Origin of the sequence: Nocardia sp. NPDC058640 (assembly GCF_042716995.1) — a bacterium.
Lineage (GTDB): Bacteria > Actinomycetota > Actinomycetes > Mycobacteriales > Mycobacteriaceae > Nocardia.
In genome coordinates this window covers 49,839-70,294 of sequence record NZ_JBHXRG010000016.1, presented here as the reverse complement: position 1 = coordinate 70,294, position 20,456 = coordinate 49,839, and the positions used below count along the sequence as shown (strand labels likewise).

16 protein-coding genes are annotated in these 20,456 nt (G+C 68.0%); 12 read left to right on the top strand and 4 right to left on the bottom strand.

Annotated elements, in window-relative coordinates:
* Positions 1–148: 148 nt before the first annotated feature.
* Positions 149–2,023, top strand: coding sequence for a hypothetical protein (locus tag ACFWU5_RS18445; RefSeq protein WP_379268034.1), 1,875 nt, complete (start codon positions 149–151; stop codon positions 2,021–2,023).
* 70 nt (positions 2,024–2,093) lie between these two features.
* Entirely contained in the window at positions 2,094–3,896 is a 1,803-nt protein-coding gene (locus tag ACFWU5_RS18440) for a hypothetical protein (RefSeq protein ID WP_379268033.1), read from the top strand.
* Position 3,897: 1 nt separating this feature from the next.
* On the opposite strand, the gene ACFWU5_RS18435 is transcribed toward ACFWU5_RS18440, so the two are convergent.
* Entirely contained in the window at positions 3,898–5,865 is a 1,968-nt protein-coding gene (locus tag ACFWU5_RS18435) for a glycoside hydrolase family 15 protein (protein ID WP_379268032.1), read from the bottom strand.
* Positions 5,866–6,006: 141 nt separating this feature from the next.
* Here ACFWU5_RS18435 and ACFWU5_RS18430 point away from each other — a divergent pair, with 141 nt between their 5' ends.
* The 8 genes from ACFWU5_RS18430 (at position 6,007) to ACFWU5_RS18395 (ending at position 13,435) form a co-directional block, all read left to right on the top strand.
* Positions 6,007–6,246: a hypothetical protein gene (locus ACFWU5_RS18430; RefSeq protein ID WP_379268031.1), complete on the top strand. Its 240-nt coding sequence runs from the start codon at positions 6,007–6,009 to the stop codon at positions 6,244–6,246.
* Between the two features lie 138 nt (positions 6,247–6,384).
* Positions 6,385–6,474 carry an Ms4533A family Cys-rich leader peptide gene (locus ACFWU5_RS18425; RefSeq protein ID WP_019045829.1) on the top strand — a complete coding sequence of 30 codons (90 nt, stop codon included), beginning with the start codon at positions 6,385–6,387 and terminating at the stop codon, positions 6,472–6,474.
* Between the two features lie 214 nt (positions 6,475–6,688).
* Positions 6,689–7,738, top strand: a complete 1,050-nt coding sequence (locus ACFWU5_RS18420) for a sulfate ABC transporter substrate-binding protein (protein ID WP_379268030.1) — start codon at positions 6,689–6,691, stop codon at positions 7,736–7,738.
* A 92-nt stretch (positions 7,739–7,830) separates the two neighbouring features.
* Complete coding sequence (cysT, locus tag ACFWU5_RS18415; RefSeq protein ID WP_379246092.1) at positions 7,831–8,682, top strand: sulfate ABC transporter permease subunit CysT; 852 nt, start codon at positions 7,831–7,833, stop codon at positions 8,680–8,682.
* On the top strand, positions 8,679–9,485 hold the full coding sequence (gene cysW, locus ACFWU5_RS18410; protein ID WP_379245993.1) for a sulfate ABC transporter permease subunit CysW: 807 nt from the start codon (positions 8,679–8,681) through the stop codon (positions 9,483–9,485). The genes cysT and cysW overlap by 4 nt, the downstream gene beginning before the upstream one ends.
* Entirely contained in the window at positions 9,482–10,477 is a 996-nt protein-coding gene (locus ACFWU5_RS18405) for a sulfate/molybdate ABC transporter ATP-binding protein (RefSeq protein ID WP_379245991.1), read from the top strand. Before cysW ends, ACFWU5_RS18405 begins: the two co-directional genes overlap by 4 nt.
* A gap of 351 nt (positions 10,478–10,828) precedes the next feature.
* A complete protein-coding gene (locus ACFWU5_RS18400; RefSeq protein ID WP_379268058.1) occupies positions 10,829–11,833 on the top strand; it encodes a diiron oxygenase in 1,005 nt (334 codons plus the stop codon).
* Positions 11,834–11,845: 12 nt separating this feature from the next.
* Positions 11,846–13,435, top strand: a complete 1,590-nt coding sequence (locus ACFWU5_RS18395) for an FAD-dependent oxidoreductase (RefSeq protein ID WP_379268029.1) — start codon at positions 11,846–11,848, stop codon at positions 13,433–13,435.
* Between the two features lie 74 nt (positions 13,436–13,509).
* Here the strand turns inward: ACFWU5_RS18395 and ACFWU5_RS18390 are convergent, their stop codons facing one another.
* Entirely contained in the window at positions 13,510–14,271 is a 762-nt protein-coding gene (locus ACFWU5_RS18390) for a glucose 1-dehydrogenase (RefSeq protein WP_379268028.1), read from the bottom strand.
* Between the two features lie 527 nt (positions 14,272–14,798).
* Between ACFWU5_RS18390 and ACFWU5_RS18385 the strand changes: the two genes are divergently transcribed.
* Together ACFWU5_RS18385 and ACFWU5_RS18380 are read left to right on the top strand one after the other, a co-directional pair.
* Positions 14,799–16,997, top strand: coding sequence for an Hsp70 family protein (locus ACFWU5_RS18385; RefSeq protein WP_379268027.1), 2,199 nt, complete (start codon positions 14,799–14,801; stop codon positions 16,995–16,997).
* A 276-nt stretch (positions 16,998–17,273) separates the two neighbouring features.
* Positions 17,274–18,071, top strand: a complete 798-nt coding sequence (locus ACFWU5_RS18380; protein WP_379268026.1) for an HAD family hydrolase — start codon at positions 17,274–17,276, stop codon at positions 18,069–18,071.
* Between the two features lie 245 nt (positions 18,072–18,316).
* Here the strand turns inward: ACFWU5_RS18380 and ACFWU5_RS18375 are convergent, their stop codons facing one another.
* Both ACFWU5_RS18375 and ACFWU5_RS18370 read right to left on the bottom strand, forming a co-directional pair.
* Positions 18,317–19,015, bottom strand: coding sequence for an SGNH/GDSL hydrolase family protein (locus tag ACFWU5_RS18375; RefSeq protein ID WP_379268025.1), 699 nt, complete (start codon positions 19,013–19,015; stop codon positions 18,317–18,319).
* Positions 19,016–19,030: 15 nt separating this feature from the next.
* Positions 19,031–20,446, bottom strand: coding sequence for an MFS transporter (locus ACFWU5_RS18370; protein ID WP_379268024.1), 1,416 nt, complete (start codon positions 20,444–20,446; stop codon positions 19,031–19,033).
* Positions 20,447–20,456 lie beyond the last annotated feature (10 nt).

Here is a 20,456-nt window from a genome sequence, read left to right as displayed (position 1 = left end):
TCGCGCCAACGACGTTGTGGCCCATAGGGTGGGCACCGAACGTTGTGCACGAAATGACAGTTCGGTGATCTGGAAATAGTGTTGGATTGTCCTCACTTCGCCTCGGTAGTGGTGAGGAACTACAGCGATGCGATGTGTTGGAGCCTTGATGACGCGTGAACTGCCTTTCGATGACGGTGCCGCGCGCACGGAAGGGCCGGACACGGCCTACCGGGTCGCCAACGGCGTCGCCCGCGTCGCCAGGGCCGGGGCCTATGTCACCGGCGGCGCGCTGGTGGCGGCCAACGGCGCCGCGCGCGACAGCAACGCCGACAGTCGGTACGCGGGCTGGTCGCAGCAGACCGTGCCCACCGACCCGAGCCCGGACGCACCCAGCCCGATCGTGACCTTCCCCGATCTGGCCGCACCCGAGTTCGACCCGGTGGTGCCGCCCGCCCCGTTCTTCGCACCCCCCGACGTCTCGATGGTCGCCCGGACCGGCGAATTCGACCGGCGCCCAGAGACTTCCGGCTCCGACGAGCGTGACTCCCGGATCCCGGGCGACAACGACTCCTCGAGCGGCATCGGCATTCCCGGCTACAACCCCGGTTACGGCCACAACCCCGGCAACGCCGAACCGGGCTTCGACCTCCCCGGCTTCGACGACAGGCCCGAACACGGCACCCGCCCCGGCTTCGACCTGCCCGATTTCGGTCGACCAGGTTTCGACCAGCCCGGTTTCGACCAGCCCGGCATCGGCCTTCCCGGCTTCGACGGTCCGACCCCCGGCATCGGCATCCCGGGCTACGACAGCCTGCCCGGCAACGACTTCGGCATCCCCGGCTACAGCGGTATCGGACTGCCCGGCACCGACCCGGTCGGCTCGGTGTCCGACGGCATGTTCGACGGCATCGGTGACCTGGGCGGCATGTTCGACGGCATCGGCGCGATGATGACCAGCCAATGGCAGGTCGACGTGCACGCCGGACTCGACGGGGTGTGGTTCACCTCGCAGTTGAAAGCCGACCTGCAGGTCGGCGACGTCGGCGACCAGCTCGACGACTACAGCGACTGGCTGCGCGGCGAGATGACCACCCCCGGCGGCACCGGGACCCCCTCGCCCACGGGCGGCCTGAGCAGCCCGAACGGTCCCACCCTGCCCGGCTCGTCGTCGGGTGTGGGCCTGCCCGGCTCCACCGCGCCTGTGCCGGCGCCCGTCGCGGCGACCCCGTTCGTCCCGACACCGGCACCGACTCCGGCCCCGATCGCACCGGCACCCGCCCCGATCGCGCCCGTGGCCGTCGCGCCGCTCGCCACGAACCCCGTGGTCAGCACGCCGCTGCAGACCACCATCCAGCCCGACGCCGCGTCCACCCCGATCGCGAACGTGTTCGGCCCCGCCACCACGTCGCCGCTGACCGCCCCGGCGGCCTCGGTGCCCGCACTGTTCACGCCGGTCACCCCGACGAAACCCGTTGTGCTGCCCGATGTTTCCGGTGGCGGTTCCACCCCGACGATGCCGCCGGTGACCGTGCCGTCCAAGGTGCCCACGATCGACCTCGAGACCCCGACGACGGTGAAGCCGGTCGTGCCCACGGTCACGGTTCCCACGGTGCCCGATGGCACCAAGGTCCCGATCACCGTGCCGCCGACCACCCCGGTGAAGCCGACCGTCCCCGACGACGACGTCACCACCAAGCCCGGCACCGGCGGCTCGACCACCCCCTCGACCGGTCAGGGCACCCCGACCGTCGACGTCCCCACGCCGACCAAGCCGCCCACGGTGGACGTCGACCCGCCGACCACGCGCCCCACCGTCGACATCGACCCGCCGGTGGTCACCCCGCCGCCGGTCACCGTGGCGCCGACCGTGGCACCGGTGAAACCCCCGGTCGTGGAGACCAAGCCGATTGCCGCCGAATTCGACCAGCACAGCAGCGGCTACCATGGCGTTTCGGCCGGATTGTTCGATTCGGGTCTGGGCGGTGGCGATGTTCTCGCCGGCGCGTTTCCCGTCGAACACCACGGGTATGACTTCGTCTGACGCGACGACTGACGCGATGACGTTGCCAGCGTGGCCCGCGCCGTGTTGACGCAAGGAGAGTGAGGATCGTTTGTCTGCCGCAACCGGACTGCAGACCGCGACGGTGAAGCATCCGGATGTGATGGCTCCGGTCATCGCGCTGGTCGACGAACTGCGGGAACTGGTCCGTTCGGGCGGTCGCAACGATCTCGACGCGCGCCTGGGCATGGTCAGGGCCAGGCTCAGCGATCCGCGCGTGCGGATCGTGGTCGTCGGCGAACCGCAGGCGGGGATGAGCACGCTGGTCAACAGCATGGTCGGGTCCCCGGTCAGCGCCACCGACGGCAAGCCCAGCGTGCCGGTGATCGTGGAATACGGCCAGGCGCCCAAGGCGACGCTGGTGAAATCCGCGCCCGGTGGCCGGGTCGAACGGGTCCCGGTGGACCCGCTGAACCCCTTGCCCGCATTGACCTCGCTGGGGATTCTGCGCGCGGAATTCGCCGAGCCGAGTCCGCTGCTGGCCGACGGCCTGGTGGTGATGGACGCCCCCGGCGCCACTGCCCACGAGGCCAGCGCCTGGTCGATGATCGCCGCCGCCGACGTGGTGCTGTACGCCGCCGACGCCGCCGCCGAACTCACCGCGGCCCAACTGGATTACCTGCGTCGGGTCGAGCAGGTGTGCCCGTCGGTGGTCTGCGTGCTCACCAAGATCGACCGCAATCCGCAGTGGTCGCTGACCCAGCGACGCAACCGCGCGCTGCTCGACGGCGCCGGACTGAACTTCGCGGTGGCGCCCGTGTCGGGTCTGCTGCACCACCAGGCCACCGAAAAACGTGACCAGCAGCGCGATGTCGAGTCCGGCGTACCGCAGCTCATCGATCACTTGCGCGAATACGTTGTCGCCCAAGCGGATTCGGTGGCAGTGGCGGCCGCCGCGCGCGATATCGCCCTGATCACCGACCAGCTCACGGTCACCCTGCGCGCGGAGTCCGACACCCTGCGCGACCCCCGCAGACGCGCGGAGATCACCCAGCGCCTGGCCGCCGCGCGTACCGCCGCCGACCAGTTGCGCCAGCGCACCGCCACCTGGCAGGTCACCCTCGTGGACGGTGGTTCCGAGCTCAGCGCCGACATCGAACACGATCTGCGGCACCGTTTACGCAGCCTGGTCCGCGAGGCCGAGGCCGAGATCACCCGCACCGACCCCGCCCGCAAGTGGAACGAATTCGCCACCGAACTCGACGCGCGGATCTGCGAGGCGGTCGAGGAGAACTTCGTGATGGCGCACTATCGCGCCGTGGAGCTCACCGAGCAGGTGGCCGCGAAGTTCCCGCCCGACAACCGCACCCCGCCGCTGCCCGAACTGCGCCTGACCAACCCCGGCGACGTGCTGGAACCGGTGCAGCCGCTGGAAGCCCTCGAAAGTGCCAAAGCCGGTGTGGGACAACAACTGTTGACCGCGCTGCGCGGCTCCTACGGCGGCATCCTGATGGTCGGCCTCGCCACCAGTCTGCTCGGCATGTCGCTGGTCAACTGGTATTCCGCGGGCGCCGGTGTGCTGCTGGGCGTGAACGCGCTGTGGGACGACCGCAAGAACCGCAAACAGCGCAGACAAGCCGAGGCGAAGGTGGCCGTGGCCCGCCTGGCCGACGACGTGATCTTCCAGGTGGGCAAGGAATCCCGCAACCGCCTGCGCGCGCTGCAACGAGCCCTGCGCGACCACTACACCGAGATCGCCGCCGAAGTGGGCCGCACCGCCGACGAGGCCCTGCGCGCCGCCGAGGAAACCGGCCTGCGCTACGGCGACCACCGCGAACTGCGCATCACCGAGATCGACGCGGGTCTACGCACGATCGCGGGGCTGCGTCAGCGCGCCGAACGCCTCACCTACTGACTCAGGCCCGGTTGGCCGGGGAGTGCGCGGGCTGGAACTGGCCCGCGTTGCGCTGATCCTCGGCACGGATCACGTGGGTCACCGCGTTGATCAACGCCAGGTGGGTGAACGCCTGCGGGAAATTGCCCAGGTGTCGACCGGTGCGCGAGTCGATCTCCTCGGCATACAACCGCAGCGGACTGGCCAACCCCAGCAGCCGTTCGCACAGGTTCGTGGCCCGTTCGAGCTCGCCGATCTCCACCAGCGCCGAGACCAGCCAGAACGAGCAGATCGTGAACGTGCCCTCCTCGCCTTCGAGGCCGTCGTCGGTGGTGTCCACGTGATAGCGCAGCACCAGCCCGTTGACGGTGAGATGGTTGGCGATCGCCAGCACCGTGGCCCGGATGCGCGGGTCCTCCGGCGGCAGGAACCGGGTCAACACCACCAATAGCAGCGAGGCGTCGAGGGTGTCACCGCCGTAGGTCTGGGTGAACACGCCCTGGTCGTTGACTCCGAACTCGAGCACATTCTCGCGGATCTCCTCCGCGATCTCGAACCACTCCGCCGCGCGTTCATGCTGCCCGTGCAACTGCGCCAGCCGCGCACCACGGTCCAGTGCCACCCAGCACATCACCTTCGAGGAGGTGAAGTCCTTGGGTTCGCCGCGCACCTCCCAGATCCCGCGATCGGGCTTGCGCCAGTTGGCGATCGCGGCGTGCACGGTGCGTTCCAGCAGCGGCCACAGCGATTCGGGGACCTGACCGCGCGATTTCACGTGCAGGTACACCGCGTCGAGCATGGTGCCCCAGATGTCGTGCTGGTCCTGGTCGTAGGCGGCATTGCCGATACGGACCGGTTTCGCGCCGTCGTACCCGGACAGGTTGGGCAGCTCGTATTCGGTGATGTGGCGTTCGCCGCCGATCCCGTAGAGCACCTGCAGCGGGACCGCGTCACCGTTCTCGCCGGTGGTGACGTCGTCGAGGAACGCGAAGAAGTCATTGGCCTCACGGTCCAGGCCCAGGGTGTACAGACCCCACAGGGCGAAGCTCGCGTCGCGCACCCAGGTGTAGCGGTAGTCCCAATTGCGGTGTCCGCCAGGGGTTTCCGGCAGTGAGGTAGTGGAGGCGGCCAACAGTGCACCCGTGGGCGCGTAGGTCAGGCCCTTGAGCGTGAGCGCGCTGCGCTGCAGATAGCTGCGCCACGGATGGTCGGGGAAATCGCCCTGGGTGATCCAGCGTCGCCAGCATTCGGTGGTGGCCCACATCTTCTGCGCCGCGTCCTCGAAGGTGGCCGGCGCGGGCAGTTCCGACCAGGTCAGCGCGACGAAATGCTGATCGCCCTCGGCCATTCTGGTGCGCGCCCGCGCCTCTCGGCCTTCCAGGCCAAGCCGCAGATCGGTGGTGAGCACCAGCGACGGCCCGTCATCGGGACCGCTGGACGCGCGCGCGGTCGCCTGCTCGTAGACCTTGCCGGTGTACTCCCATTTCGCCCCGCCCTGGTGGTAGTCGAACGAGGGCTGGCAGCTCATCTCCAATTCGACCGTGCCGCTCACGCACTTGACCATGCGCAACAGAATGTGTTCGGCATCCCAGTCCATCGGGGTGCGCCGGTGCGTCTTCGATCGGGCGATGTTGTTGTGCCATGGGCCGAGCACCAGCGCGTCGCGCACCACCAGCCAACCGGTTTCGGTCTGCCAGGTGGTCTCCAGGATCATCCCGCCGGGCAGATATCGCCGGGCCGCGGGCACATTCTTGCCATAAGGCCCGATCCGGAAATGGCCGGCGCTGCGGTCCAGGATCGCGCCGAACACGCTGGGGGAGTCGGGGCGTGGCACACACATCCACTCCACCGAACCGCTGCTGGCGATCAGACAGCTGGTTTCACAGTCGGACAGGAAGGCGTAGTCGTCGATCGGCGGAAAGGCGCCGCGACGGCCGCTCGAGGAGACCGGACTCAGAATCGGCAGGGCGTCAGCGCTGGAAGACTCCATACCCAATGATCACGGCCGACCGCGCGCACGTCCACCGCTGTACGCGGTGATCGCGACGGATCCGCTGGTCGCGGCCGGGTAATTAGCCCGCGTCGATTCGGGCGGCGAGGGCGGGCCGCGGCACCGACTAGGCTGGGCGGTGTGCAACGCATCGCAGGTTGGTGGGACGGGTTCGAGCTCTGGGTAGCCGGGCTGCCCTTTATTCCGCAGTTCCTCGTGGTGCTGGTCGGCATGGTCCCGATCAGCTTCGCCCTCGCCTACCTGCTCGACCGCGCCCTGCGCGCGACCTTCCGACTGCTCGGCCGCGACGATCGAGACGATGCAGTCGAGCCGATGCCGGTGATGGTCGAACGTCCCACTGTTGGCAGCGGTGCCCGCTGATGCCACGTTCTCGCGTTCAACTCGCCCTCATCGCCTTGCTCGTGCTCGTCGTCATCGCCTGGTTCTTCACGCGCTGACCGGCCGAGCAGGCGTTCTTCGATTGCGATCACCATGTCCGAATCTGCTACAGTCTGCGATGTGTCGTCGAGTGTCGCCCCGCAGATCCGCCATGAGTTGGCGTTGATCGCTGTCGGCAACCTCGCGGTCGCGGACATCCTCTGTCGATGATCGGCCACCGGACTCGCCTGCGCGTTTCTGCCCAGTAGACTGGCGCGCGCTTTCCTTTCGCAGTCGAAGTCCGTCACTCCGGGGGCCAACCGGCCCGAGTCGCGCCCACTGTCGTGCCTTCCTCGCACGGCAGGTCTACCGATCGACAGAAGCGTTTCCTGCCGCCACGAAAACCGTTGCGCCGCAGGTCATTTCCCGAAAGGTTCACCCCGAGATGTCTCGCAACACCTGGATCGGCTCGCGCCGCCGCGCCGCCGCCATCGCCCTGACCGCCGTCGCCGCTGTCGCGCTGACCGCGTGCGGCGGTGGCGCCAGTGATTCCACCGCCGGGGAAGCCACCGCCGACGGCAGCGGGGGCACCATCAACCTCTACGCCTACGCCGTGCCCAAGCCCGGCTTCGACAAGGTCGTGCCCGCGTTCAACGGCACCGACGCGGGCAAGGGCGTGCAGGTGCAGGCCTCCTACGGCGCCTCGGGCGACCAGTCGCGCAAGGTCAAGGACGGCGCCGAGGCCGACGTGGTGAACTTCTCCGTCGAACCCGACATCACCCGCCTGGTCGACGCGGGCCTGGTCGATTCCACCTGGAACGCCGACGCCACCAAGGGCATCCCGTTCGGTTCAGTGGTGACCCTGGTGGTCCGCAAGGGCAACCCCAAGGGCATCAAGGACTGGGACGACCTGATCAAGCCGGGTGTCGAGGTGGTCACCCCCAACCCGTTCAGCTCCGGCTCGGCCAAGTGGAACCTGCTCGCCCCCTACGCGGCCAAGAGCGACGGCGGCAAGAACCAGCAGGCCGGCCTGGACTACCTGACCCAGCTGGTGTCGCCCGAACACGTGAAGGTGCAGCCCAAGTCGGGCCGCGAAGCCACCGAAACGTTCCTGCAGGGCACCGGTGACGTGTTGCTCAGCTATGAGAACGAGGCCATCTTCGCCGAGCGCAACGGCGACCCGATCGAGCACATCAACCCGTCGACCACATTCAAGATCGAGAACCCGGTCGCGGTGCTGAAGAACTCCAAGAACCTGCCCAAGGCCACCGCGTTCCGCGACTTCCTGTTCACCCCCGAGGGCCAGAAGGCCTGGGCGCAGGCCGGTTTCCGCCCGGTCGACCCGAAGGTGGCCGCGGAGTTCGCCAAGGACTTCCCGACCCCGGCCAAGCTGTGGACCATCGACGACCTCGGCGGCTGGAAGGCCGTGGACAAGGATCTGTTCGCGCAGGGCACCGGCAAGGTCGCGGTCATCTACGACCAGGCCACCAAGTAAGCCGTGACCCCGCTCACACGTGATACTGGACAACTGTGACTGACAGCAGTGGGCCCGCCGGGACCGGAGAAACCTCCGATCCCGGCGGTGCCGTGAAACTGGACAAGAAGCCGCCGACCCCGCGTCGGCCTGCCCGGTCGTGGCTGCGTGTGAGCGGCTCGGTCGGCCCCGTCGGTATCGGTGTGGCGGTGATGTGGCTCAGCGTCATCGTGCTGCTGCCACTGGCCGCGCTGACCGTGAGCTCCTTCGAAGACGGCTGGTCCGGCTTCTGGGACGCGGTCTCCGCACCCTCGGCACTGGATTCGCTGAAGGTGACCATCGGTGTCTCGGTGATCGTCGCGGTGATCAATGTCTTGATGGGCACCCTGATCGCCTGGGTGCTGGTGCGCGACGAGTTCCCCGGCAAGGGCATCGTCAACGCGCTGATCGACCTGCCGTTCGCGCTGCCCACGATCGTCGCCTCGATCGTGCTGCTGGCGCTGTACGGCCCCAACAGCCCGTTCGACATCCACCTCAACGCCACCCAACCCGGTCTGGTGGTGGCGCTGGCCTTCGTCACGCTGCCGTTCGTGGTGCGCTCGGTGCAGCCGGTGCTGATCGAGGTCGACAAGGAAGTCGAACAGGCCGCGCTCTCGCTGGGCGCGAGCAACTGGACGACCTTCCGCCGGATCGTGCTGCCCACCCTCACGCCCGCGATCATCTCCGGCGGCGGCCTGGCCTTCGCCAGGGCGATCGGCGAATTCGGCTCGGTGGTGCTGATCGGCGGCAATATTCCGCGCGAGACGCAGGTGACCTCGCAGTACATCCAGCAGCAGATCGAGGTCGACCGGCCGATCAACGCCGCGGCGGTGTCGGTGGTGCTGCTGGTGATCTCCTTCGCCACCCTGTTCGTGCTGCGGCTGCTGGCCGAGCGCGCGTCTCGAAAGGAGAGGGCCGCCGAATGAGGCTTTCCGTGTTCACTCGCCTTTCGCTGCGCACCGTGGCGCTGGGGTACCTGTTCGTGCTGCTGGTGCTGCCGCTGGCCATCATCTTGTTCCGCACCTTCGAGCGGGGAATCGGTGCGTTCCTGGACTCGATCACCACGCCCGCGGCGATCTCGGCGTTCCAGCTGTCGATGATCATCGTGGCCATCGTGGTACCGCTGAACGTGGTGTTCGGCGTGATCACGGCGCTTGCCCTGGTGCGCAGCAAGTTCCCCGGCCGCAATCTGGTCCAGGGCCTGGTGGACCTGCCGATCGCGACCTCGCCGGTGGTGGTCGGTGTCTCGCTGATCCTGCTGTGGGGTGCGGGCGGCTGGTTCGGTGCGCTCGAGAACACCGGTTTCAAGGTGATCTTCAGCCTGCCGGGCATGGTGATCGCGACGATCTTCGTCACGCTGCCGTTCGTGGTGCGCGAGGTCGAACCGGTGCTGCACGAGATCGGTGAGGACCAGGAGATGGCCGCGGCGACGCTGGGCGCCAATCGCTGGCAGACGTTCTGGCGGATCACGCTGCCCGCGATCCGCTGGGGCCTGACCTACGGCGTGGTGCTCACCGTGGCGCGATCACTGGGCGAATTCGGCGCGGTGATCATGGTGTCGACGGCGCTGCCGGGCCAATCGCAGACACTGACCCTGCTGGTGCACGGCCGCTACATCAACGACCACAACACCTTCGGCGCCTACAGCGCGGCCACCCTGCTGATGGGCATGGCCCTGGTGGTTCTACTCCTGATGACTCTTCTCGAACGCAAACGGGGCCCCGAATGATCACCGTGACCAACGCGCGCAAGAACTACGGTTCCTTCGCCGCCCTCGACGATGTCAGCATCGACATCCCCTCCGGCGAACTGACCGCGCTGCTGGGCCCCTCCGGCTCGGGCAAGTCCACGCTGCTGCGCTCCATCGCGGGCCTCGAGTCTCTGGATTCGGGCATCGTGATGATCGCGGGCAAGGACGTCACCCGGGTCTCGCCGCAGAAGCGCGATATCGGCTTCGTGTTCCAGCACTACGCCGCGTTCAAGCACATGACCGTGCGCGACAACGTGGCCTTCGGGCTCACGATTCGCAAGCGGCCGAAGAAGGAGATCGAGAAGCGGGTCGACGAACTGCTCGGCATCGTCGGTCTCGACGGTTTCCAGCACCGCTACCCGGCGCAGCTGTCGGGCGGCCAACGTCAGCGCATGGCACTGGCCCGCGCGCTGGCCGTGGACCCGCAGGTGCTGCTGCTGGACGAGCCGTTCGGCGCGCTGGACGCCAAGGTGCGCACCGACCTGCGCCAGTGGCTGCGCAGGCTGCACGACGAGGTCCACGTGACCACGGTCCTGGTCACCCACGACCAGGAGGAGGCGCTGGACGTGGCCGACCGGATCGCGGTGATGAACAAGGGCCGCATCGAGCAGGTCGGCACGCCCGAGCAGGTCTACGACCGGCCCGCCAACGAGTTCGTGATGTCCTTCCTGGGCGCGGTGGCACGCCTGAACGGCCACCTGGTCCGCCCGCACGACATTCGCGTCGGCCGCGATCCGTCCATGGCGATGGCCGAACACGAGGGCACCGCCGAATCCGCCGGGGTCACCAGGGCCACGGTCGAACGGATCGTGCGGCTGGGCTTCGAGGTCCGCCTCGAGCTGCGCAATGCCGCCACCGGCGACCAGTTCGCCGCGCAGGTAACTCGCGGTGATGCTGCGGCACTGCATCTGAGCGAGGGCGAGACCGTCTACGCGCGCGCCACGCGCATTCCGGACCTCCCGCAGGACTGATCCACACCCGACGACCGGGGCCCGGCGACACAGCGTCACCGGGCCCCGGTCGTCGTTTATCTGTGCACGCGGTACCGCCGCATCGGCGCAGGTTAACCGGTACCGGCAGTCCGCGGGCCGCCTCGACGCGCTCGGTGCGCATCGATTTTTCGCGTCTCACAGCGCTCGCCACGCGACTGTGCATGACGCAGTGTCACAGGTAGAGGCACTTTTACTGGCCAGTAGCTTTCTCATCTGGGCTTTTGACGCGCCGGACACGCGAAATTCGGTAAATCACGGAGTTGACGTGACTCGTCGTAGGTGTAACCATTGGAAACAGTAAACGTCCCTAGAGGAGAGGCAGTGACGACGATGTCTGCGCCCACCACCCCTGACGTCGATCCTGTAGTCGTTCAGGCTCAGGCGTACGCCGAGAAGTTGCTGATGCTGTCCGAGGCATCGGTGGATCGCCACTTCGACCCGTTCGAGGACATCGACTGGGACGCCCCTGACTTCGACCCGAACTGTAAGCCCGAGCGCTGGGTCCTGGTCACCTCGGCCGACCCCATCGGTCGCCACCCCTGGTACCAGGCGCTGCCGCTGGACAAGAAGATCGAGATCGGCAAGGTCCGTCAGGCCAACGTCGCCAAGGTCGGCCTGCAGTTCGAGGCCATCCTGATCATCGGCATGATGCAGCACATCTTCAACCTGGACAACAACGATCCGGAGTTCCGGTACTGCTCGCACGAGATGATCGAAGAGCACAACCACACCCTGATGTTCCAGGAGATGGTCAACCGCGTCGCCGACGTGCCCGGCATGAACCCCGCCGTGCGTCGACTGCGCCACCTGGCCGCCCCGGTCGGCGCGCTCATGCCGAACCTGTTCTTCATGGCCGTGCTCGCCGGCGAAGAGCCGATCGACCACATCCAGAAGGACATCCTGCGCTCGGGTGACGACATCCACCCGATCATGCGCGGCGTGATGGCGATCCACGTGGCCGAGGAAGCTCGCCACATCTCCTTCGCCCACGAGTTCCTGAAGAAGAACGTCCCGGCGCAGCCCGCGTTCAACAAGGCCGTGCTCTCGATCGCCATGCCGATCGTGATGTTCATCCTCGGCCGCGCGATCGCGACCCCGCCGAAGACCTTCTTCAAGCAGTTCGACATGCCGACCGAAGTTCGCAAGGACCTGTTCTACGGTTCCAAGGAAGCCAAGCGCACCTTCGCCGACTACTACGTCGACGTGCGCGCGCTGGCCGAGGAGATCGGTCTGATGAACCCGGTCGCCCGCAAGGTGTGGAAGCTGCTCGGTATCGACGGCCCGTCCAGCCGGTACCGCTCGGAGCCCAAGCGCTCTGCGAAGCACGCTGCCTGAGACGATAGAGATATGCCATACGTTGTCACCCAGTCATGCTGTAGTGACGCCTCGTGCGTCTACGCATGCCCGGTCAACTGCATTCATCCGACGCCGGACGAGCCGGATTTTCGTACCGCAGAAATGCTGTACGTCGATCCGGCCGCCTGCGTGGACTGTGGCGCCTGCGCCACCGCGTGCCCTGTCGACGCGATCACTTCCTCCAAGAAGCTGACCGAAGAGCAGAAGCCGTTCATCGAGATCAACGCTGATTTCTACCGGGTCCAGCGCGACCGTCCGACGCTGGCCGCGCCGGTGATGCCGCCCGCGATCGACACGCAGCGCTCCCCGTTGCGTGTCGCCATCGTCGGTTCGGGCCCGTCGGCGATGTACGCCGCCGACGAGCTGCTCACCCAGCCCGGCGTCGCGGTCACGATGTTCGACCGGCTGCCGCAGGCCTACGGTCTGGCGCGCCTGGGAGTGGCCCCCGATCACAAGCACACGCGCAAGGTCGCCGACCTGTTCGACATCATGTCCAAGCAGGACGACTTCGGCACCTACCTCGATGTGGAGATCGGCAAGCACATCAGCCATGCCGAGCTGCTCGAGCACTTCCACGGTGTGATCTACGCCGTGGGCGCGTCCGCGGACCGCAAGCTGAACATCCCCGGCGAAGGCCTGCCCGGCAATGTGTCGGCCACCGACTTCGTGGCCTGGTACAACGGCCATCCCGAGCACGCCGACGACCAGTTCGATCTGGATCAGAAGCGCGTGGTCATCGTGGGCAACGGCAACGTGGCTCTCGATGTCGCGCGCATCCTGACCGTGGATCCGGCGCTGCTCGCCGATACCGACATCGCGCCGCACGCGCTGAAGGCCTTGCGCGAGAGCAAGATCGAAGAGGTCGTGATCCTGGGCCGTCGCGGCCCCGCGGAGTCCGCGTTCACGGTGCCCGAGTTCGTCGGCCTGCTGGCCGCCGATATCGACATCGCGATCGAGGGCGAGCTGCCGCCGGTCACGCCGGAGCTGCCGTACAAGGTCGAGCAGAAGCTGCGACTGCTGCACAGCGTCGCGAATCGCCCGTTCGGCGACCGCAAGCGCATCGTGTTCCGCTACCTGTCCTCGCCGGTGGAGATCGTCGGCACCGACACGGTGACCGGCGTGCGCGTGGAGCGCAACGAACTGACCGCCGATGCCGAAGGTCGCGTGTCCGCCACGCCGACCGGTGAGACCACCCTGCTCGAAGCCGGGGTCGTGCTGACCTCGGTCGGCTACCGAGGGGTGCCGACCGAGGGACTGCCGTTCGACGACGCCCGCGCGGTGATCCCGAACACGGCCGGTCGGGTGCTGACCGCGCCCGGCGGCGAGGTCTTCCCCGGTACGTACGTGACCGGGTGGATCAAGCGCGGTCCGACCGGCTTCATCGGGACCAACAAGTCCTGTGCGCAGGAAACCGTGCAGCAGCTCGCCGATGATTTCAACGGTGGGGTGCTGCGCGCGCCGACGCGCGACGCGCAGGAATTCGACCGGCTCGTGCGGGCTCGTCGTCCGCAGGCGGTGCCCGGTGGGGCGGCGCTTCCGCAGCATGATCGGACGTTCAAGAGTCTGTTCACTCGCGGCTGACGTTTTCTCGAACAGCAAGGCCCGCAACATCAATGGTGATGTTGCGGGCCTTGTTCGTTGTCGTGCCTGTCGTGTCACTGCGCGGTGAAACCGCCGTCTGCCGTGATCGCCGCACCGGTGACGAACGAGGCCTCGCGGCTGAGCAGGAACGCGCACAGTGCCGCGATCTCCTCGGGTCGCGCGATCCGGCCCAGCGGGTGCAGTGCCGCGATGGCCGCCTCGCCCTCGGGTGTCGCGCCCATCGACGCGCGGAACGCGGGGGTGTCGACCGCGCCGGAGACCAGCGCGTTCACCCGCACGCCCGCTGCCGCGGTCTCCAACGCCACCGACCGGGTGAGCCCGACCACCGCGTGCTTGGCCGCGACATACGGTGCCACCGAAGCCATTCCGACCACGCCCAGGTTGGAGGCGTTGTTGAGAATCGCGCCCCCGCCCGAGGCCAGGATGGCCGGGACCTGGTGGCGCAGTCCGTAGAACACCCCGTGGAGATTGAGGTCCATGTCGGCACGCCAGTCGGCGTCGCTGATGTCGGCGATCGAACCGAAGGCGTGTACGGCGCCCGCGTTGTTGAACGCCGCGTCGAGGCGGCCGTATTCGGTGAGCGCGGCCTGGGTCAGCCGTTCGACGTCGGCGTCGACGGTGACGTCGGTGGCCACGAACAGTGCCCGCCCGCCTGCCGCCCTGATCTGCTCGGCGACCTGTTCGCCCTGATCCTTGCCGCGCGAACCCAGCACCACCGCGGCACCTTCGGCGGCGACCCGCAGTGCGACCGCCTTGCCGATGCCGGAGCCCGCTCCGGTGATGAGAACGACCTGGTCGGCGAATCGAGTGGACATGCGTAGTGCCTTCTTTCCCTTGATGTTTCGCGTTCGCGGTCGGTGTCTGTCCGCTGTTCCAGTCAACCGCCGGGCGCGGGGCGGTGCTGGCGGGAATCGGTCGCTGCGTTGACGCGTCATCGGAAATCGGTTCTACTGCGATATACGGGGAACGAAATCCGCCGTCGATGAAATCGCTTAGGTAGTAAATGAATTGGTTACCGGTCGGTAAGTGCAATTAATAGCACCAATAACAAACTCTAGGAATGTATTGAATGGGGGCTGAGCCCGATTACTCGCAGGTAGCTGCCTCTCGGAGTCTGCACACCGGCACCGAAGTGTTCAGGGGGCTGGATATTTAAGCTTCAACCACCCCACCTGCGTGAATCATCCCATGACGCCTCATGATTGCCGGTTTCGTATCAATCCGGCAGCAATTCGCGGACACGACAGTTAATCTAGGCGAGCTGTTTGGAAGACGACCGCGGCCACATGAGTGCGCTCGCGTGCTGGACGTGGTCACGGTGCGTTGACGGGATAGCAAAAACATGACCAGAGGTCTTGGCTTGAGTATCGGTGCGGTCAATGCGATTTCGGCGGTAGTCGCCGAAGATCCGGCCAAACCGACGGTGCGCGCACGGCGCACCGCACTGACATTCGACGACGCGGGCAAACCCCGCATCGGCGCCATCAACGAGTTCGCCTCGGCGATCACCGATTTCGCGGACCTCACCCGCGAACCGGAGCCGATGGTGATCGGTGGACGGTTCTACTCGGCCACCAACCTGATCGCCGCGGTGGTCACCGGCCTGATCGAACTGGCCGAACCACCGGCCGGGATCGTGCTGACCTATCCGGCGGTGTACTCCGATAAACAGGTGGCGCTGTTAGGTCAGGCGCTGCATCTCGCGGGCGCCGGACAGGTACTGCTCGCCCCCGAACCGGTCGCCGCCGCGGAATGGTTGGAGATCGACCGCGGGCCGCTCGAACCGGGCTTCGTGCTCGTCTACGACCTCGGCGCCACCAGCCTGGACCTCACGGTCCTGCGCGTCGGCCCGGACTGGCCGCACCACCCGATGGTCGGAACCCCTATGCGGTCCACCGATTTCGGTGGCAAGCCGCTGGGGGAGATGGTCGCCCGATACGCGGGCGAACCGGGTCAGGGTCGGGCGACGCAGACTCTCACCTCCATGGTGAACATCGACGCGCTGCGTGCCGAACACATCCGCGACACCTTCCCCTTGGTCAGCAAGGCCATGTCCGCGGCGGGTCTGCGGTTGGCGGATCTGTCGCGCATCCTGGTCGTCGGCGGGGCCTCGCGCCCACCCGAAGTCGCCCGCACCCTGGCCGAACTCGGCGTACCGCTGGTGACCGTCGCCGATCCCGGTCAGGTGATCGCCGCGGGCGCAGCCGGTTTGGCCGCTCGCACCTTCGCCCCCGAGCAGCCCAGTGGTAGCACTGTCCCGCACGTCGCGGTGTTCTCCAGTGCCGCAGTGGTTTCCGCGCTGGCCATGTCGGCGATGACGGTGTTCGGCAGTCCGTTCGATCCCGGCCTGATGCCGGTCCTTGACCGCTTCCCGGCGCTGGGTGCGCCCGTCGACGCGCTGCTGTACGACATGAGCGCCGACCTGCTGGCGGCCCAAACCGCCGGCCTGGTCAGCGATGTCGACCCGCTGACCGGTCGGATCCGGGTGGCAGGCGCGATCGCGGCGCGCAGTGCGTACGAGAAGTTCATCGCGCCGGCGACAACTGCCGGTGTGAAGGGTCGTCCCGGCTCCACGGAAGTCGACCGTGGTGGCCCCGGGCATCAGGATGTTCGCAACGACTGCAAGTCGTTGATGCTGGCTCGCAGCACCTATGGCGACCCGGCTCGCTTCATCAACCCGCTGCCGTTCTTCGGTCAGCAGGCGCCGCAGCCGCAGAACACCCCGACCAATCCTGGTGCGCCGGAACTGCCGCAGGGTGGGCCGATCTCGGCTCCGGGGCCGTTGCCGGAAATGCCGGGTGTGCCGACCGTGCCCGGTGCTGGGGTTCCCGCGCCCGGTACCGCACCTGCGCCGGGTACAGCGCCTGCGCCAGGAACCGCACCCGCGCCCGGCACCGCGCCGGCGCCTGGAACGGCACCCGCTGATGGAGCGTCGGCTCCGAGTACCGGCGGAAGTGACACGGGGACAGCACCTTCCGCTCCGGGTACGTCGACCGGCGGAACAGACGGCACCACCTCGGGCGGGACGCCGACCGGTGGCACCGTTGATGGTGGCACTGCGGGTGGTGGCACTGCGGGCGGATCTACCGGTGGCACCGACACTTCCGGTGGTTCCACAGGTGGCGATACCTCCGGCGGCGGCGCGTCGAGCGGCGGTAGCGATGGTGGTGGTGCGTCGTCCGGTGGCAGCGACGGCGGTGCTTCCGGTGGTGGTGCATCCGGCGGCGGCAGCGACGCTGGTGCGTCCGGTGGTGGTGCGTCGGGCGGTACATCGAGTGGCGGTTCCGACGGCGGTGCCTCCACCGGTGGTGCGTCGAGCGGCGGCGATTCCTCAGGCGGGGGAGCCTCTTCGGGTGGGGGAGCCTCTTCGGGTGGCGATTCCTCCGGCGGGACATCAGGCGGCACGTCGTCCGGCGGCGCGGACAGCGGCGGTTCGACCGGCGGCGCATCATCGGGCGGTTCGACCGGCGGTGCATCGTCGGGCGGCTCCGCAGGCGGCGGTGGTGGCGACGGTGGTGGCGGTGGCGGCTCTCGCCGCTGACCTCGCCTACCTGGCTGGCGACGGGAGTGGGCTTCCGGCTGAATGCATCCCCGCGCGGCCTCTGGTGTGAGAGGGAGCCGGAGCAGTGGGAGTAGTGGTGGCTCTCGCTGCACACCGTGCTGCCGATGCGGGGACGGAATCTCGCCGCTCGTGCGGCAACGGGTCGAGGCTGCGGGGCTTCACCGGCAGGGCTGGTCGGCAGAGCGCAGGCGTAGCCCCGGGTAGTGCTGGTGGGAAACCGGCGTGGGTGTCGGTGCGGGCGGGCACAATGGGTCGGTGGCTTCAGTTGGGGGCGCGCCGAAACTGATCGCGCTGGATGTGGACGGGACCCTGCTGTCGACGGGGGTCGGGATCAGTGCGCGGGTGGGCGCGGTGGTGCGGGCGGCGGTGTCGGCGGGGGCGCATGTGGTCGTCACGACCGGGCGCACCCTGCTCACCACCCGCCCGGTGTTGCGCGAGCTGGGTCTGTCGCACGGACATGCGTTGTGCTCCAACGGCGCCGTGCACATCGACGTGGCACGCGGCGAGCCGGTCGCGGTCCAGTCGTTCGATCCGGCTCCGGCGGTGCACGCCCTGCGCACCCTGTTCCCGGAGATGATCTTTGCCGCGGAACGGGTCGGCATCGGCACCTGGGCCACCGGGCACAGCCCCGGTGAGTTCTCGATCGGCGACTTCCGCCTGGTCGACCACCGCACCCTGAGCAGTCAACCGACCCCACGCCTGAACGGTTGGTGGCCCGCCGGCACCCCCGAGGAAATGCTGCGCCTGCTCGAAACCTTCGAGGTCCCCGACGCCTCCTGGGTGCACGGCGAGTACGGCCCCTGGCTCACCGTCTCCCGCCGCGGCGTCTCCAAAGGCTGGGCCCTGGAACAACTTCGCCTGCACCTGGGCATCGAACCCGAGGCGACCCTGGCCATCGGCGACGGCTTCAACGACCGCGAAATGCTGCGCTGGGCAGCCCATTCGGTAGCCATGTCCGGCTCACCCGACGAAGTGCTCGCCCTGGCCGACGAGGTCACCGGCAATGTCGGCGAGGACGGCGTCGCCACCGTCCTCGAACGCTGGTTCGCCTGACTCCAGCTCGCCATCACCACGCGGTGCGGGTCGGACGTGGCCCGAGTGTTCCGCCAATCCAATGACCGTCGCGCCGCCATTGCCGCGACGGTCATCGGCTGACCTCCCACCGCGCCGCCATTGCCGCGACGGTCATCGGCTGACCTCCCACCGCGCCGCCATCGCCGGACGGGCACCCGCCACCTAGCGATCCCTCGGCGACGATAGGCAAGTCCGGGCGATCCCCCTTCGACCGCCCGCACCCACTATGTGCGGTCGATGCGCGCGGCCAGCGACCCGACCACCGCACTGGCCAGCACCGCCTGCCCGTTCGTCGCGAAGTGGATGAGGTCGGTGCTCATCACCTCCGGTCGCAACCGCAGCGGGTGATCCCAGAGTTCGGTGAGCACGGCATCGAACTCGGTGGCCACCGACCGCAGCACCTCGTTGAGCGCGGCCATCCGTTCGCGCATGGGTCGCATCGGCGCCATGCGTTCGGAGTCCCACACGTCGCACATCGTGAAGATCGACAGCTGCGCTCCGGTGGCGGACAGGGCGGTGAGGATCGTCGACAGGTTCTCGTGCACCTGATCGACATCGCCGCCCGCGGTGAACAGATCGTTCCCGCCGCAACTGACGTGCACGAGATCCGGTGCGAATTCCAGTATTTCGTTCAGTTGCTGCTCGATGACCTGACCGCTGGTAGCCCCGATTCGGCCTGTATTGCGGTAGGCCAGTGCGGGATTCGCGACGGTGAGGTCGGCCGCGACTCGCTGCGCCCAGCCGGTCGGGGCATACCCTGGACTCGGGTCGCCGATGCCCGCGGCGATCGAATCACCCAGCACCGCGAAGCGCTGCCACGGCGCTCCGGCGAGCAGTGCTGTTCGTTGATCCGGTGGCAGTACCAAGGGATCGTTGGCCTCGGCGGTGAAGCCGTTCGCGGACAGTGAAGTGCTGGTGGACATGTCGATCTCCCTACGTCAGTTGGTCGAAGTGGTTCGGGCAGGCAGTGCCAGCAGCAACGCCACGGCGAAGTTGATCGCCGCGCATACCGCGAACAGCACGTGAAAGCCGCGCAGGGCATCGTGGGAGGCGGCGAAGATCGCCGCCAGCATGGCGATACCGAGCGCCCCGCCTACCTGGCGAGCGGTGAGATTCATGCCGACGCCGGCCGCGAACTGTTGTGGGGGAACAGAACTCGCCGCCGCGGTCCCGAGCACGGTGACCACGATCCCGACGCCACCACCGCCGAGTAGCCCCGCTGGAACCCATGCCGACCACAGCGCGGGTTCGAGCCCGAAGGCGTCGGTGCTCATCCAGGCCAGCGAGACTGTCGCCATCAGCGCTCCGAGCACGCCCACCCACCGCTGGCCGCTGGGTGTGGTGATTCGCCCGGCGACCACCGCTGTCACCATCGACGCCACCGCGCCCACGGTCAGTGCCGCCGCCGATTCGAGTACCGAGTAGTGCCAGATCGCGTTCAGGAACAGCGGCCCTGCCAGCAACCACGCGAACATCGAGGCGCCGAACAGGAACGAGCCCGCGTTGGCCAGCGCGAATTGCCTGTTCCGCCACAGTGATACAGCGATCGCGGGGCTGACATGCGTCCGCGAACGAACCAGCGCGAACACGGTCAAAGCGCCGCCACCCAGCAACGCGACCAGCGTGCCGGGCGCGGTCCACCCCCACGACTGACCTTCGGTGACCGCGGCGACCAGCGCGCCGAGCCCGACCGCGATGGCCACGGTCCCCAGCGGATCAGGCAGCAGCGCATCGCGCGAAGTCTTGTCACCACCGGGCAGCCGCAGTCCCGGCACGATCAGCGCCACCGCGATCGGCACATTGATCAGGAACACCGCGCGCCAGCCGAACGCTTCGACCAGTGCACCACCCAGCGCCGGCCCGACCACCGCCGCGAACCCACCCGCGGCCGACCAGGCGCCGATCGCGGCCCCGATCTTCTCCCGTGGGGTGGCCTCGAGGACGAGTCCGAGCGCGGCGGGAACCATGAATGCCGCCGCGACGCCTTGAAGAACGCGACCCGCGATGAGCCAGTCCGCACCGGGTGCCAGCCCACACAGCAGGGAGGTGATGGCGAATCCGGCCAGGGCCAGCGCGAACAGGCGTCGGCGACCCAGCGCGTCGGCGAGGCGCCCGGCCGGGGTGAGCAGGGCCGCGAACGCGATCGCGTAACCGCTGACGATCCAGGTCAGCGTCGCGGTGTCGGTGCCGGGGTAGCTCGTCGCGATGGTCGGGAACGCGATATTGACCACGGACAGGTCGAGGAAAGCGATGAATGCCGCGCCCGCGGCCACCGCGAGGGTGCGGCCCGCGGCGCTGGTGTCGGGCATCTTGGTGCCCAGTGGTTCTTCGGGCCGAGCTGACACGTCGGTCATGCGGAGTCCT

What these genes read in the sequence shown, in the direction of transcription:
- ACFWU5_RS18445 (WP_379268034.1), top strand. Translation starts at nt 149, where the DNA reads ATGACGCGTGAACTGCCTTTCGATGACGGTGCCGCGCGCACGGAAGGG.
- ACFWU5_RS18435 (WP_379268032.1), bottom strand. Translation starts at nt 5,865, where the DNA reads ATGGAGTCTTCCAGCGCTGACGCCCTGCCGATTCTGAGTCCGGTCTCC.
- ACFWU5_RS18420 (WP_379268030.1), top strand. Translation starts at nt 6,689, where the DNA reads ATGTCTCGCAACACCTGGATCGGCTCGCGCCGCCGCGCCGCCGCCATC.
- cysW (WP_379245993.1), top strand. Translation starts at nt 8,679, where the DNA reads ATGAGGCTTTCCGTGTTCACTCGCCTTTCGCTGCGCACCGTGGCGCTG.
- ACFWU5_RS18405 (WP_379245991.1), top strand. Translation starts at nt 9,482, where the DNA reads ATGATCACCGTGACCAACGCGCGCAAGAACTACGGTTCCTTCGCCGCC.
- ACFWU5_RS18400 (WP_379268058.1), top strand. Translation starts at nt 10,829, where the DNA reads ATGTCTGCGCCCACCACCCCTGACGTCGATCCTGTAGTCGTTCAGGCT.
- ACFWU5_RS18395 (WP_379268029.1), top strand. Translation starts at nt 11,846, where the DNA reads ATGCCATACGTTGTCACCCAGTCATGCTGTAGTGACGCCTCGTGCGTC.
- ACFWU5_RS18390 (WP_379268028.1), bottom strand. Translation starts at nt 14,271, where the DNA reads ATGTCCACTCGATTCGCCGACCAGGTCGTTCTCATCACCGGAGCGGGC.
- ACFWU5_RS18385 (WP_379268027.1), top strand. Translation starts at nt 14,799, where the DNA reads ATGACCAGAGGTCTTGGCTTGAGTATCGGTGCGGTCAATGCGATTTCG.
- ACFWU5_RS18375 (WP_379268025.1), bottom strand. Translation starts at nt 19,015, where the DNA reads ATGTCCACCAGCACTTCACTGTCCGCGAACGGCTTCACCGCCGAGGCC.
- ACFWU5_RS18370 (WP_379268024.1), bottom strand. Translation starts at nt 20,446, where the DNA reads ATGACCGACGTGTCAGCTCGGCCCGAAGAACCACTGGGCACCAAGATG.